Below are 13,949 nucleotides of genomic sequence, written 5' to 3'. Positions count from 1 at the left end.
GCAATGCAGCAGACCGACTGCCCGAGCTGTTCCGAACCGCTTGACCCGGAGGACGCCTACTGCGGGAGCTGCGGCGCCGGCCGCGACGAACCCGTGCCCGCGGCCGCCTCCCTGCCCGGCAGCTGGGTGGCCGACGACCGGGCCGGCGGCGCACCGCCCGCCCCGCCCGCACCCCGGAGCGGCGGGCCGGGCATCGCCCCCGGTCTGGTCTGCGCGCACTGCGGCTCCGCCCAGGTCGCCACCGACGGCTACTGCGAGGACTGCGGCGGCGCCCAGCCGCGCCCGCGCGACCACATGGAGAAGGTGCTCGCGGGCGTCGCCGGGGTCAGCGACCGCGGCGTGCGCCACCACCGCAACGAGGACTCCTTCACCGTCGCCGCCACCTCGCTGCCCGGCGGCGCACCCGCCGTGGTGGCCGTGGTCTGCGACGGCGTCTCCTCCTCCGACCGGCCCGACGAGGCCTCCGAGACCGCCGTCGACAGTGCCTCCGAATCGCTGCTCACCGCGCTGGAGCGCGGTGTGGACCCCGGCACCGCGATGCGCTCCGCGATCGCCGACGCCGCCCGGGCGGTGGCCGCGCTCGCCGAGGACGGCAGCTCCCCCGCCCGTCCCGACATCAACGCGCCCGCCTGCACCTACGTCAGCGCGATCGCCGCCAACGGCCGGATCACCATCGGCTGGGTCGGCGACACCCGGGCCTACTGGATCCCGGACGACCGGGTGTCCGCCGAACCGTTCCGGCTCACCCAGGACGACTCCTGGGCCGCCAAGATGGTCGAGGCCGGCCTGATGGGCGAGGCCGAGGCGTACGCCGACCCACGGGCGCACGCGATCACCGGCTGGCTCGGCGCCGACGCCGAGGAGGTCGTCCCGCACACCCTGGACTTCACCCCGCACGTCCCCGGCGTGCTGCTGATCTGCACCGACGGGCTGTGGAACTACGCCGAGGCGGCCACCGACCTCGCCCACGTGGTGCGCACCGACGCCCGGACGGAGCCGCTGGCAGCCGCCCGGACCCTGGTGCGGTTCGCGATCCAGGCCGGCGGCCACGACAACATCACCGTCGCCGTGCTGCCGGTGCTGCCGGCGACCGACCTGGCGGGCACCGCCCGGGCGGACGAGCACGCCGCCACCCTGCTCGACCTGCCGGTGATCGCGGCCGGGCCCGCGGCGGGCGGCGGCCCGGAGTACGACCCGCACGACGAGACCCTGCCGGACCTGCCGGTGATCGGCTCGCCCCGGGCGCCGCTGCCACCGCTGCCGCCGCACCCCCCGGCCGCGCCGCCCGCCGTACCCGTCCCACCCGCGGTACCCGCGCCGCCGGACCACCCGCCGGCCCGCTGACGCCGGTGCCCCGGACGCCCCCGGCGGCCCGCCGCGCCGCACCCCGACCGTCCCTGCCCATCCTGACCATCCGACAGGAGCCCACGGCCATGGCAAGTCTGGCGAAGTCGAATCTGCCCAGGTTCGACGTGGACATCTTCCAGAACGAGTACCTCGCGGACGGCGCCCGCGAGGTGAACGCGATCGTCACGGTGACCGCCACCGGCGGCGGCACCTCCGGCGGCCGCCCGCTGCCGACCGACGCCACCGCGCCCGGCGCGCCGGCGCAGTCCTCGGCCGTGGTCATCCTGGTCGACTGCTCGGGCTCGATGGAGTACCCCGCCACCAAGATGCGCGGCGCCCGGGAGGCCACCGCCGCCGCCGTCGACACCGTCCGCGACGGCGTGGCCTTCGCCGTGGTGGCCGGCACCCACGAGGCCAAGGAGGTCTACCCGGGCGACGGCGGCCTCGCCGTCGCCGGGCCGGCCACCCGGGCCGCCGCCAAGGAGTCGCTGCGCCGCCTCACCTCCGGCGGCGGGACCGCCATGGGCACCTGGCTGGCCAAGGCCGACCGGCTCTTCCTCAGCCGCCGCGACATCGCGCTGCGGCACGCGATCCTGCTCACCGACGGCAAGAACGAGCACGAGTCGGCCGCCGACCTCGACAAGGCGATAGCCCAGGTCACCGGCCACTTCACCGCCGACTGCCGGGGCGTGGGCACCGACTGGCGGGTGGACGAGCTGCGGAAGATCTCCTCCGCCCTGCTCGGCTCGGTGGACATCGTCGCGGAGCCGTCCGGCCTGGTGGACGACTTCCGCTCGATGATGGAGAACGCGATGGGCAAGCAGGTCGCGGACGTCGCCCTGCGGGTCTGGACACCGGCCAACGCGGTGGTGAAGTTCGTCAAGCAGGTCGCGCCCAGCGTGGAGGACCTCAGCGGGCGCCGCACCGAGGCCGGCCCGCGCGCCGGCGACTACCCCACCGGCTCCTGGGGGGACGAGAGCCGCGACTACCACGTCTGCATCGAGGTCCCGGCCGCCGGCGTCGGCAACGTGATGCTGGCCGCCCGGATCAGCCTGGTGCTGCCGCAGTCCGGCGGCGCCGCCCCCGAGGTCCTCTCGCAGGGTCTGGTCAAGGCCGTGTGGACGGACGACCTGGCCTCCTCCACCCGGATCAGCCCGCAGGTGGCCCACTACACCGGTCAGGCGGAGCTCGCCTCGTCCATCCAGGAGGGCCTGGAGGCCCACCGCGCGGGTGACTTCACCCGGGCCACCGCCAAGCTCGGCGCGGCCGTCCGGATCGCCCACGCGACCGGCAACGACGGCACGTTCAAGCTGCTGCAGAAGGTGGTGGACGTGGTGGATCCCAAGGAGGGTACGGTTCGGTTCCGTAAGGACGTGAGCGAGGCCGACTCCAAGACCCTGGAGACCCGGTCCACGAAGACCGTGCGCGTCAAGAAGTGACCCGGGCCGACACCCGGACGGAAGCGGCCCCAACAGGCTGGAAACGAGGGGGGACCTGATGCCGATCTGCCCGAGGGGCCACGAGTCGCAGGCCGAGGACTGGTGCGACTTCTGCGGCTTCCCGATGACACCACCACCGGGGCTGCCGGTGCCCGGCGCGCCCGCGGCCGGGCACCTCGCGCCCGGCCACCCCGCGCCCGGCCAGGTGCCGCCGCCCGGGCCGGCCGCGCCGCCGCAGGCCCAGGGCTTCCCGGACGTCACCGAGGGCCTGGTGGTCTGCCCGATCTGCCGCAGCCCGCAGACCGGCCGGTACTGCGAGGAGTGCGGGTACGACTACGACCTGTCCTCCCCCTCCCGCCGCCAGCCGCCCGCGCCGGCATCCGGACACCTCGCGCCCCCGCAGCAGCCCGCGCCGCTGAACATCCCCGCCGCGTACGGCGGCCAGCAGGCCCCGCAGCAGCCCCAGCAGGGCGGCGGCTACGGCTACCCGCAGCCCGCACCCGGCGGCCAGGGCGGTTACGGCTACCCGCCGCAGTCCCCGGGCCCCTACGAGCAGCCCCCGCAGCAGCCCGCGCACAGCGGTGGTCAGGGCGGTCAGGGCGGTTACGGCTACCCGCAGCCCGCGCCCGGCGGCTACGAACAGGCGCCCCAGCCGGCGCACCAGCAGGCCCCGCAGCAGCCCGCGCCCGGCGGCTACGAGCAGGCCCCGTACGAGCAGCAACGGTACGAGCAGCCCCAGCCGTTCGAGCAGCCGTTCGAGCAGCCGGACAGCCGCCGGGGCACCGGCCCGGTGTACGCCCAGCAGGGGCCGACCGCGCAGGGCGAGGAGTTCGGCACCTCGTTCCAGCTGGCCCCGCCGCTGGCCGGCCCCGGGCCCGACGGCGCGGCGCCGCAGGAGCCCCAGCGCGCCACCTGGATGGCGGTGGTCTCGGCCGACCGCGACTACTTCACCGACATGATGGCGCGCAGCGGCCCGGAGGCGGCCGGCCTGTTCTTCCCGCCGTACTGCCCCGAGCGGCGGATCCCGCTGACCGGGCGCGGCCAGCTGCGGATCGGCCGGCGCAGCCAGCACCGCGGCACCGTGCCGGAGATCGACCTGTCGGTCCCGCCGGAGGACCCGGGCGCCTCGCACCAGCACGCGCTGCTCGCCGAGCAGGAGGACGGCAGCTGGGTGCTGGTGGACCAGGACTCGACCAACGGCACCACAGTCAACGGCGGCGCGGAGTCGATCGCGCCCCACACCGCAGTGCCGCTGAACGACGGCGACCGCGTCCACGTCGGGGCGTGGACCACGATCACCCTGCACCGGGCCTGACGTCCGGGGCGGCAGCGGGACGCGGTCGGGCGCCCGGCCCGGGGGCGACGGAGCATCAGTTCCCGTCTCCCCCGGGCTGTTACCGCAAGTAAAATGATCTTCAAAATCTTCGAACGCGCAGTCCCCGCCGACTGGACCTTCCTCTAAGGTCAGGGCACATGACTGCAGCTATCACCGCCGACGGCATACGTCAGCGGTACGGGGATGTCCAGGCTGTCGACGGGGTGTCACTCACCGTCGAGACTGGCGAGTTCTACGGAATTCTTGGGCCCAACGGGGCCGGCAAGACCACCACTCTGGAGATCCTGGAGGGGATCCGGAAGCCCGACGAGGGCCGGATCGAGCTGCTGGGGATGGCACCCTGGCCGCGCAACCGCGACCTGCTGCCGCGCATCGGCGTGCAGTTCCAGGCCTCGGCGTTCTTCAACAAGCTGACCGCGCGGGAGACCATCCGCACGTTCGCCTCGTTCTACGGTGTCGGGCCCAAGCGGGCCGACGCCATGCTGGAGCGGGTCGGCCTGACCGACTCCGCCTCCGTGATGACCGACAAGATGTCCGGCGGCCAGGCGCAGCGCCTCTCCATCGCCTGCGCGCTGGCCCACGACCCGGAGCTGGTCTTCCTCGACGAGCCCACCACCGGTCTCGACCCGCAGGCCCGCCGCAACCTCTGGGACCTGCTGCGGGACATCAACGGCGAGGGCCGCACCGTCGTCCTCACCACCCACTACCTGGACGAGGCCGAGATCCTCTGCGACCGCGTCTCGGTGATGGACCACGGCAAGGTGCTCAAGACCGGCACCCCCGCCGCGCTGGTGCGCGAGATCGACGACACCGTACGGGTCAGCGTCGAGTCCGGCCAGATCGGCCTCGCCGCCGTACGGGAGCTGCTCGCCGCGGCCGGCGCCGAGACCGCCACCGTCGAGGACGACGGCGCCACGCTCGCCATCGCCACCCGCGCCCCCGCCCCGGTGCTCTCCGTGCTCGCCGAGCAGGGCGCCCTGCGCGGCCTGGAAGTACGCGGCGCCACCCTGGAGGACGTCTTCCTCCAGCTCACCGGACGGGAGTACCGCGCATGAGCGCCGACCACAGCGACGCCGTGAGCGAGCCGGGCACCGGGCCGCTGGCCGCCGATGCGCAGCCCGTCCCCGCCCAGCGGACCGCCGGCACCGGCCGACCGGCCGGGACGGGGTCGGCCGAGGCACCGAAGGAGCGGGCCAGCGCGTTCCTCAGCCTGTCCCGGGTGATGATCGTGTCCTTCCTGCGGGACCGGACCGCGGTGTTCTTCGTCCTGATCTTCCCGCTGATGTTCCTGCTGCTCTTCGGCACCCTGCTGAAGGGCGCCGGCAGCCCGCACGCCAAGGTCGCCCAGGTCGGGGCGGTGCAGGTGCTGGACGCCGTCCAGGGCGAGGGCCGGGCGGAGCTGGAGAAGGTCCTCACCATCACCAGGACCGACGACGCCGCCGACGCCCTGGCCAAGGTCCGCAAGGGCGACCTGGACGCACTCGTCCAGCAGGGGCCGGACGGCAAGGTCGAGCTGCGCTTCAGCGCCGCCGACCAGGTCCGGGCCGGCAGCGTGCAGGGCATCGTCAACTCGGTCGTGCAGCAGGCCAACCAGGCCGCCACCGGCCGGCCCGCCGCCTTCACCCTGGAAGCCGTCCAGGTCGAGGACAACTCGCTCAAGCCGATCCAGTTCCTCACCCCCGGCCTGCTCGGCTGGGCCGTGGCCACCGGCGCCGTCTTCGGGGCCTCGCTCACCCTGGTCTCCTGGCGACAGAAGAAGGTGCTCCGCCGACTGCGGCTGGCGCCGGTCAGCGCGGGCTCGATCATCCTCTCCCGGGTCTCGGTCAGCATCCTCACCGCGCTCGCCCAGACCACCGTCTTCCTGCTGGTCGCGACCACGCCCTACTTCGGGCTGAAGCTCACCGGGGACTGGTGGCTGATCGTGCCACTGGTGGTCTGCGCCACCGTCGCCTTCATGTCGATCGGTCTGCTGGCCGGCTCGCTGGCGAAGACCGAGGAGGCCGCGAACGGCATCTCGCAGATCATCGTGCTGCCGATGTCCTTCCTGTCCGGCTCGTTCTTCCCGATGGACGACGCACCGGCCTGGCTCCGGACCATCTCGGACGCGCTGCCGCTCAAGCACCTGGTCGCCGCCTCCCAGTCGGTGCTGACCCGCGGCGGCGGCCTGTCGGACGCCCTGCCGACGATGGGCGGACTGCTGCTCTTCGCCGCCGTCCTGACCGCGATCGCCTCCCGCTTCTTCCGCTGGGAGGACGCCTGACCGTGCGCCCGCCGGCCGCCCGCCGATCGGGCGGCCGGCCGGGCCCGCGGCCGGCTACGGGCCCCTGAACAGGACCGTTCCGGGCTCACGAAGTGTCGTGGGTCGTACGCCCAAAGTCCTGGTGTACGACCCACGCGCCGTCTGCGACCATGGTCAGGTGACTGAAATCGGGCGTGAAACACTCAGCGAGGAGACCTTTTTCGACTCGGTCGGCGGGGAGTCGACCTTCCGGCGACTGGTGCACCGGTTCTACCAGGGCGTCGCCGAGGACGAGTTGCTGCGGCCCATGTACCCGGAGGACCTCGGTCCGGCCGAGGAGCGGTTCGCCCTCTTCCTGATGCAGTACTGGGGCGGCCCCCGCACGTACAGCGAGGAGCGGGGCCACCCCCGGCTGCGGATGCGGCACGTGCCGTTCAAGGTCGACCGCGCGGCGCACGACGCCTGGCTGCGGCACATGCGGACGGCGGTGGACGAACTCGGCCTGCCCGCCGACGCCGAGCGCCAGCTGTGGGACTACCTCACCTACGCGGCCGCCTCGATGATCAACAGCGCCGACTGACCGGCTCGCCCGCCCGTTCCACCGCCCCCTCCGGCTCCGGCCGGCCAGGGGGCGGGTTCGTCAGCCCCGCAGCGGGCTGAGCCCGAGCCCCGCCCCCGGGGCCGCCGCCGTCCGCACCGCGACCGACCCGGCCGGCGCGCTCAGCCGCAGCCAGCTGCCGGCCCGGTGCACGGTGAGCCGCGCGTCCGGCTTCAGGAACCCGATCACGTACGAGGCGTGCGCGGCGCGCAGCGGCAGCTCCGGCACGGCGGAGAGCGGACGGGACCAGATCTCGTCCGCCAGGGCGTCCAGCACCGCGCGGGTCCGGTGGTGCTCGGGCACCGCCTCGCTGCGCGCCTTGAACTCCCGCACACCCGCCATCAGCTCGGGGACCACCTCGACGGCGGGCGGGCCGGCGAGCAGCCGCCAACCCGTCCGAGGCGGCAGCAGACCGGCCCAGGCCGGGCCGGTGACCGGCGCGGGCAGGGTGACGGCGTCGGCGCTCTCGTCGATGTCGTCCAGCAGCCGGCCAGCCGAGACGGTCCGGTCCACCGGCGCGGCCGGGCCGGCCAGCCGGGCGGTGCGGACCGCGATCGCGCCCGAACCGCCCAGCGGCAGCCGCCCGAAGACCGCGAGCACCCCGGCGGCGCCCACGGGGGCTGCCTCGTCCTCGGGGCCGGCCACGCCCTGACCGCTGTCCTCCGTGCCGGCCGCCACCACCTGCAGGCGGACCGCGGCCGCCCGGTCGAAGCGCAGCAGGCGCACCAGGAAGGCGGCGAGGTCCGCGGCCTCCCCCGCGTCGGCGAGGACAAGACGGGTGTTGCTGCTCACGAGGAACTCACTCAAGGTCGGCGGGGTGACCGCGCACCCGGCACCGCGCACCGGAGGGCGCCGACGCCGGACGCGGCCGGACGATCACGGTGGACGGTCACGGGGACGGGCGTCACTCACGGGGGACGGTCACGGTGGCCGGGCGGTCACGGTGGGTCCGGCCGTCCGAGCTGCCCGGGCGGCTCGGACCGTCGGCAGAGCCCGGTACGCCGGGCGGGCGGGCCCGGACCGGCGCGAGCGGCTCCGGCGGGTGCCCACCGGATCACCCGCGCGGACAGGACGCCCGGGTCAGGCCGCGACGGCGGCCACGGGCTCCTCGACGTCCATGAAACGGCTGAGGAACTCGCGCTCCACCGGGCTGATCCGGCGTGGCCGGGCCGCCGCCAGGTCGTAGGGCACGACCACGGTGGACGCCCGGACGTACACCGTCTCGGTGCCGTCCTCGGCGGTGTCCTTGACCTCGTAGGAGACGGTCAGCGAAGCGCCGCCGATCTTGGTGACCCAGGTCTCGATGGTCACCGGCGTCGGGCGGTGCACCAGCGGACGCTTGTAGTCGATCTCGTGGCGGGCCACCACCGAACCGCCCGCGAACTCCCCGGCGCCCGCCTCGGCGGCCTGGGTGAACATGAAGTCGATCCGGGCCTCCTCCAGGTAGCGCAGGAAGACCACGTTGTTCACGTGTCCGAAGGCGTCCATGTCGGACCACCTCAGTGGGCAGGCGTAGATGTGGCGTGCCACAAGCGTTCTCCTCAAACTTCCGTTGCCCCGCCGGTCCCTTCCGAGACTACGGGCAGCGGCCCGGCAGACCGCCCTGAGGTCAGCCTGCCGGGCCGTTGTTGCGGCAGCGTTGCCGCGCGGCGATCAGCCCCGGGTCAGCTTCTTGTAGGTGGCCCGGTGCGGGCGGGCGGCGTCGGCGCCCAGCCGCTCGATCTTGTTCTTCTCGTACGAGTCGAAGTTGCCCTCGAACCAGAACCAGTTGCTCTCGCCCTCGTAGGCGAGGATGTGGGTCGCGACCCGGTCCAGGAACCACCGGTCGTGGGAGATGACCACGGCGCAGCCCGGGAACTCCAGCAGGGCGTTCTCCAGCGAGGAGAGCGTCTCGACGTCGAGGTCGTTGGTCGGCTCGTCGAGGAGCAGCAGGTTGCCGCCCTGCTTGAGCGTGAGCGCCAGGTTGAGGCGGTTGCGCTCACCACCGGAGAGGATGCCGGCCGGCTTCTGCTGGTCCGGGCCCTTGAAGCCGAACGCGGAGACGTAGGCCCGGGACGGCATCTCGACCTGGCCGACGTTGATCCAGTCCAGCTCGTCGGAGACGACGGCCCACAGGGTCTTCTTCGGGTCGATGTTGGCGCGGCCCTGGTCGACGTAGCTGACCTTGACCGTCTCGCCGACCTTGATGGAACCGCCGTCCGGCTGCTCCTCGCCCAGCAGCATCTTGAACAGCGTGGTCTTGCCGGCGCCGTTCGGGCCGATGACACCCACGATGCCGTTGCGCGGCAGGGTGAAGCTCAGGTTGTCGATCAGGACCTTGTCGCCGAAGCCCTTGGAGAGGTTGTTGACCTCGACCACGATGCTGCCCAGGCGCGGGCCCGGCGGGATCTGGATCTCCTCGAAGTCCAGCTTCCGCATCTTGTCGGCCTCGGCCGCCATCTCCTCGTACCGCGCCAGGCGGGCCTTGGACTTGACCTGGCGGCCCTTGGCGTTGGAGCGGACCCACTCCAGTTCTTCCTTGAGCCGCTTGGCGCGCTTGGCGTCCTTCTGGCCCTCGACCTTGAGGCGGGACTGCTTGGCCTCCAGGTACGTGGAGTAGTTGCCCTCGTAGCCGATGGCGCGGCCGCGGTCGAGCTCCAGGATCCAGCCGGCCACGTTGTCCAGGAAGTACCGGTCGTGGGTGACGGCGACAACGGTGCCGGCGTACTTGGCCAGGTGCTGCTCCAGCCAGTTCACCGACTCGGCGTCGAGGTGGTTGGTGGGCTCGTCGAGGAGCAGCAGGTCGGGGGCCTCCAGCAGCAGCTTGCAGAGCGCCACGCGGCGGCGCTCACCACCGGAGAGCTTGGTGACCGGCCAGTCGCCGGGCGGGCAGCCCAGCGCGTCCATCGCCTGCTCCAGCTGGGCGTCGAGGTCCCAGGCGTTGGAGTGGTCCAGCTTCTCCTGGAGCTTGCCCATCTCGTCGAGCAGCTCGTCGGAGTAGTCGGTCGCCATCAGCTCGGCGATCTCGTTGAAGCGGTCGAGCTGGCCCTTGACCTCGCGCACGCCGTCCTGGACGTTCTCCAGCACGGTCTTGGTCTCGTCGAGCGGGGGCTCCTGGAGGAGCATGCCGACGGAGTAGCCGGGCGAGAGGTACGCCTCACCGTTGGAGGGCTGCTCCAGGCCGGCCATCATCTTCAGCACCGTGGACTTACCGGCGCCGTTGGGGCCAACGACACCGATCTTCGCCCCGGGGAGGAAGTTGAGCGTCACGTCGTCAAGGATGACCTTGTCGCCGTGGGCCTTGCGCAGCTTGCGCATGGTGTAGATGAATTCCGCCACGTGAGATCGCTCCGGCGTCGTCGGGAGTATTCGGCTTGCAGCCTTCCATTGTGCCGCACCGGGCCGGACCTCCCGAACGCCCGTCGTGACCGGCCCTTCCCCGCCCGTGACCGGACCGCCGCCCTCCGGAAGCGGATCCCGCCGCCGCGGCCCGGCCAGGAGGCGCGGCCCGTGGCACGGGCCGGGGGCCGGCCGGCCCCCGGCGGAACGGCCGGTGGCCCGGCCCCCACGCGTTCGTGGAGGGCCGGGCCACCGGGCCCTGCACGGCTGCCCTACGGGCGGCCGCTATGCCTGACCTGGGCCTCAGGCGGCGTCGCCGCTGTGGCGGCCACGGCGGCGCAGGACGAAGACGGCCGCGCCACCGGCGAGGACGAGGGCGCCCGCGACGCCGGCCAGCACCGGGGTGGCGCTGCTGCCACCCGTGGCGGCGAGACCGCCACCGGTGGTGGCCGCCGGGCTGGTGGAGGTGCCGGTGCTCGGGGTGGTGCCGGCGGTCGGGGTGGCCGAGCCGCTGGTGGCCGGGGACGGCGAGGCCGACGGGGTCGGGACGGCGACCTTGCAGTCCAGGACGCCCTGGAACTGCTGGGCGAAGCCGTTGGGCCCGGTGACCTTGATGTCGTACGCGGTGTCCTCGGCGACCGGGACGGTGATCTTCTCGGCCTTGCCCGGCTGCACGGTGAGGGCCTTGCCCGGCTGGACGGTGACGGCGGCCGGCTGGTCACCGGTGTTGGTGACGGTCACCTCGACGCCGTTCTCGACGCAGTCCACCTTGGAGGTGGCCGCGAGCAGCGGGCCCTTCTCCTGGGTCCACTTGGCCTTCGCGGTGTCGGAGACGTTGACCTTCTCCGAGCCCGCCAGGATCATCGTCTGGCTGTGCTTGTCGGCGGTGTAGCCCTTGCTCAGGAAGACGCGCCCGCTCGGCACCACGGTGGAGACGGCGGCCGTCACCGAGGCGGAGCCGTCGGCCGTGCCGGCCGGGACGTCCAGGAAGAACTGGGTGTCCTTGGCGATCGGGCCCTTGAGCGAGGCGAGCGGCTTGCCGTCCTTGTCCACCACGGCGACCGTGGCGGGACCGCCGGACACCGAGAGCTTGACCTCGTCGGCGCTGCTGTTGACGGTGAACGGACCGAGCTTGCCGCCGCTCTTGCCGGCCACGCTCTCGGGGGTGAGGCTGAGCGAGGGCTTCGGCTCGGCGGCGATCCCCTTGTTCTTGTCGCTCAGCAGGTAGGCGGTGAGGGCCGCGCCCTGCGGGTCGTCCGGGGTGGCCTTCTTCCCGTCCGAGAAGTGCCAGATCGCGGCCTGGGTGCCGGCGGCGGCGTCCTGCTCGGTGAACTCGCCGGTGATGCCGGCCGTCTTGGCCAGCGCGCCGAGGTCCTTGACGTGCGGGTAGGAGTTCTCCAGGATCCAGCGGATCTTCGCCGCCGCGTCCGTCTTGCCCTTGGCGCCGAGCGAGCTCGACTTCCAGTCGGCCTCCTGGTACTGGACCTTCGCGGTGGTGTCGACGCCGTGCCCGAAGTCGATGCAGTACGTCTGGAGGAGCTCACCGTCGGCGGTCTTGAGGGTGAAGAGGCCGCCGGCCACCTTGCCCTCGCCCTGGATGGTGATCTGGCCGCTGACCATCTTCTCCTGCAGCGTCGCGCTGACCCCCGCCCCGGGCCCGTCCGCCGCGGACGCCGCACCGGCCCCGAGGAGGCTTCCGCCGGCCACCAGGGTCGACGTGAGCATGACAGTAGCTATGCGGGGGAGAATCCGCCCCTGCCTGTGGAACATGTGTGATCCCTCCGGGCCGGGCCGTGCCGATCACAGCCCGCCTTGCATTGCCGCATCCCCTGAGACGCGACTGCACTTGTGTGAACCAGACGCATCCTATTGAGCCCTACCGGGCCGTAAACCAACGTGCTGAATCCGGACGATACCGTATCTGTATCGTTATCAGCCCGGCGATCACCGGCGCCTGCTGACGCCCCGCCAGAAACTCGTCATGATTCGATCGATGCTCAGGATTGCGCCTTCGTTAGGTCAAGAAGTATCCCGATCGCCACACTTGGACGCAGCGGGGGGCACCGATCGGTCACACGGCGGCAACCTCCCCTTCGGTGACGGGACCGCCCGCGGACACCTCGGCCGCCGCCACCGAGGCCCGCCTGGCGTGCACCGCGGCGACGATCCAGTCCGGCACGGCGGGCTCCGCCAGCGCCTCGGCGATCGACCCCGGACCGCCACCGGCACCGGCTCCGACCCCAGCCCCCACCCCTGCCCCGAGGCCGACGCCGGGGCCGTCGGCGACCGGCCCGGCGACGGGGCCGGCCGACCCGCCGGTCATCGGCTGACCCCCCGAACCGGCCCACTGCTGCTCGGACTTGCCCCGCACCGCCCACCGGAAGGCCGACGTCCCGCGACTGAGGTCGTGCCCCACCGAACGGGCGTCGATCTCGACCCCGCTCCGGCGGCGATCGCCCTCCTCCCACTCCCGCACCCGCAGCCGGCCGCTGACCACCACCGGGTCCCCCTTGCTCAGCGAACTCACCAGATTGGCGGCCAGCCAGCGCCAGGCGACGACCGTCACCCAGTGGGTGTCCCCGTCCACCCATTCGCCCTTCACCCGGTCGTAGCGCCGCTCGGTGGCCACCAGGCGGAAGTTGGCCACCGGCACGCCGCCGGTCGTCTGCGCATAGCTCACCACCGACGCGACATTGCCGACCATTGTCACCATGGTCTCGTTCATGGAACACACTCCGTTCGCAGTGATGCACCGTACGGAATCGACCGGCGCGAGACGAGAGTGCCCTTCACCGAAAATCCTCACAAGGCCGTTCCGAAATCCTGTGGACAACTCGCACTTGTGGAAAACCGTCGTCCCCCGACGGAGTGAAATTCCGTCCCGCGCTCCCGTGCCGGAACGCATCGACGGGATCCGCCCCCGCACCGGCCAAGGGTCGGCCCGGGGGCGGTCCGCACCGCGGAGCCCGGGGCCCACGCCACTGGCATACCCGCACCGCCACCCGGCTCCCACCTGCGCGGTCATGACAACCGTCCGTACACTCCGGTGCCTCCGGGGCACCCCGATCGGGTGGCCGCGAAGGCTATCCACCCACGTCATCCGACCGAAGGAACCCGAATGCCGCCCCCACCCGCGTCGACGGCGGCACTTTCTTCGCGCCGAATCCATAACGGGTGGGGCGACAGCCCCGTAACGACTGCACAACGTCCGGCGCCAGAGCCTGTCAGACCGCTGCACGCACGGTCTCCACCTGCGATTATCGGACCGCCCCACCGAAGCCGACACACCCACGACGGTGTTGTCAGACCCGGTCGAGGAACCGGGCACCCTTATCCTGTCCCCAACAGGGCAAGGGTTCCGCCAACCCCAACCGCACCCCCACGACGGGGCCGGGTACCGGGCGCCGAAGGGCACTCGACATCCGATCCCGGCGACGGTCACGCCCTGTCCGGGTCGGCCCGTCACGCCCCCATAGCTCAGCGGATAGAGCACCCGCCTTCTAAGCGGTAGGTCGCAGGTTCGAATCCTGCTGGGGGCACTCACAGTGCCTGACCTGGGAGTTCGTACCCTCAGTGTGGCATCCGGCCGATCGCGCGACGGCCCCGGGAGCCGACCGCCCGGCGCAGCCGGCGAGGCGGGGCGGCCACCAGCACCGCCCCGCGCCCGGCCGA

General features: G+C 72.7%; 11 protein-coding genes and 1 tRNA gene. 7 read left to right on the top strand and 5 right to left on the bottom strand.

Annotated elements, in window-relative coordinates:
• The first annotated feature begins 3 nt into the window (after window positions 1-3).
• The 6 genes from J2S46_RS27800 (at window position 4) to J2S46_RS27775 (ending at window position 6,941) form a co-directional block, all read left to right on the top strand.
• The gene (locus J2S46_RS27800; protein WP_191292473.1) at window positions 4-1,344 is read left to right on the top strand and encodes a PP2C family protein-serine/threonine phosphatase; all 1,341 of its coding nucleotides are present in this window, start codon (window positions 4-6) and stop codon (window positions 1,342-1,344) included.
• An 89-nt stretch (window positions 1,345-1,433) separates the two neighbouring features.
• Window positions 1,434-2,786: a VWA domain-containing protein gene (locus tag J2S46_RS27795; protein WP_191292472.1), complete on the top strand. Its 1,353-nt coding sequence runs from the start codon at window positions 1,434-1,436 to the stop codon at window positions 2,784-2,786.
• A gap of 58 nt (window positions 2,787-2,844) precedes the next feature.
• Window positions 2,845-4,101 carry an FHA domain-containing protein gene (locus J2S46_RS27790; protein WP_191292471.1) on the top strand — a complete coding sequence of 419 codons (1,257 nt, stop codon included), beginning with the start codon at window positions 2,845-2,847 and terminating at the stop codon, window positions 4,099-4,101.
• Window positions 4,102-4,259: 158 nt separating this feature from the next.
• Entirely contained in the window at window positions 4,260-5,177 is a 918-nt protein-coding gene (locus tag J2S46_RS27785; RefSeq protein WP_191292470.1) for an ABC transporter ATP-binding protein, read from the top strand.
• On the top strand, window positions 5,174-6,382 hold the full coding sequence (locus J2S46_RS27780) for an ABC transporter permease (protein ID WP_229913102.1): 1,209 nt from the start codon (window positions 5,174-5,176) through the stop codon (window positions 6,380-6,382). Before J2S46_RS27785 ends, J2S46_RS27780 begins: the two co-directional genes overlap by 4 nt.
• Before the next feature lie 157 nt (window positions 6,383-6,539).
• Window positions 6,540-6,941: a globin gene (locus J2S46_RS27775; RefSeq protein WP_191292469.1), complete on the top strand. Its 402-nt coding sequence runs from the start codon at window positions 6,540-6,542 to the stop codon at window positions 6,939-6,941.
• 60 nt (window positions 6,942-7,001) lie between these two features.
• Here J2S46_RS27775 and J2S46_RS27770 read toward each other — a convergent pair whose 3' ends face one another.
• The 5 genes from J2S46_RS27770 to J2S46_RS27750 all read right to left on the bottom strand — a co-directional run bounded on the left by J2S46_RS27770 (window position 7,002) and on the right by J2S46_RS27750 (window position 13,002).
• On the bottom strand, window positions 7,002-7,751 hold the full coding sequence (locus J2S46_RS27770) for a DUF8185 domain-containing protein (protein WP_191292468.1): 750 nt from the start codon (window positions 7,749-7,751) through the stop codon (window positions 7,002-7,004).
• A 288-nt stretch (window positions 7,752-8,039) separates the two neighbouring features.
• Entirely contained in the window at window positions 8,040-8,489 is a 450-nt protein-coding gene (locus tag J2S46_RS27765) for an acyl-CoA thioesterase (RefSeq protein WP_073928979.1), read from the bottom strand.
• Between the two features lie 123 nt (window positions 8,490-8,612).
• On the bottom strand, window positions 8,613-10,277 hold the full coding sequence (ettA, locus tag J2S46_RS27760) for an energy-dependent translational throttle protein EttA (protein WP_073928980.1): 1,665 nt from the start codon (window positions 10,275-10,277) through the stop codon (window positions 8,613-8,615).
• 303 nt (window positions 10,278-10,580) lie between these two features.
• The gene (locus J2S46_RS27755) at window positions 10,581-12,002 is read right to left on the bottom strand and encodes a Cys-Gln thioester bond-forming surface protein (RefSeq protein WP_191292467.1); all 1,422 of its coding nucleotides are present in this window, start codon (window positions 12,000-12,002) and stop codon (window positions 10,581-10,583) included.
• Between the two features lie 346 nt (window positions 12,003-12,348).
• The gene (locus tag J2S46_RS27750) at window positions 12,349-13,002 is read right to left on the bottom strand and encodes a single-stranded DNA-binding protein (protein WP_191292466.1); all 654 of its coding nucleotides are present in this window, start codon (window positions 13,000-13,002) and stop codon (window positions 12,349-12,351) included.
• 741 nt (window positions 13,003-13,743) lie between these two features.
• On the opposite strand from J2S46_RS27750, the gene J2S46_RS27745 reads away from it, so the two are divergent.
• Window positions 13,744-13,816: transfer RNA gene (locus tag J2S46_RS27745), tRNA-Arg, on the top strand.
• Window positions 13,817-13,949: the final 133 nt, after the last annotated feature.

Source organism: Kitasatospora herbaricolor (genome assembly GCF_030813695.1).
Lineage (GTDB): Bacteria > Actinomycetota > Actinomycetes > Streptomycetales > Streptomycetaceae > Kitasatospora > Kitasatospora herbaricolor.
The sequence above is the reverse complement of the archived record's forward strand: the minus strand, read 5'-3'. Positions and strand labels throughout refer to the sequence as shown.

Excerpts from the sequence above, each read along its gene's own strand:
- J2S46_RS27785 (WP_191292470.1), top strand. The coding sequence starts at position 4,260 with ATGACTGCAGCTATCACCGCCGACGGCATACGTCAGCGGTACGGGGAT.
- J2S46_RS27780 (WP_229913102.1), top strand. The coding sequence starts at position 5,174 with ATGAGCGCCGACCACAGCGACGCCGTGAGCGAGCCGGGCACCGGGCCG.
- J2S46_RS27750 (WP_191292466.1), bottom strand. The coding sequence starts at position 13,002 with ATGAACGAGACCATGGTGACAATGGTCGGCAATGTCGCGTCGGTGGTG.
- J2S46_RS27800 (WP_191292473.1), top strand. The coding sequence starts at position 4 with ATGCAGCAGACCGACTGCCCGAGCTGTTCCGAACCGCTTGACCCGGAG.
- J2S46_RS27755 (WP_191292467.1), bottom strand. The coding sequence starts at position 12,002 with ATGCTCACGTCGACCCTGGTGGCCGGCGGAAGCCTCCTCGGGGCCGGT.
- J2S46_RS27795 (WP_191292472.1), top strand. The coding sequence starts at position 1,434 with ATGGCAAGTCTGGCGAAGTCGAATCTGCCCAGGTTCGACGTGGACATC.
- J2S46_RS27790 (WP_191292471.1), top strand. The coding sequence starts at position 2,845 with ATGCCGATCTGCCCGAGGGGCCACGAGTCGCAGGCCGAGGACTGGTGC.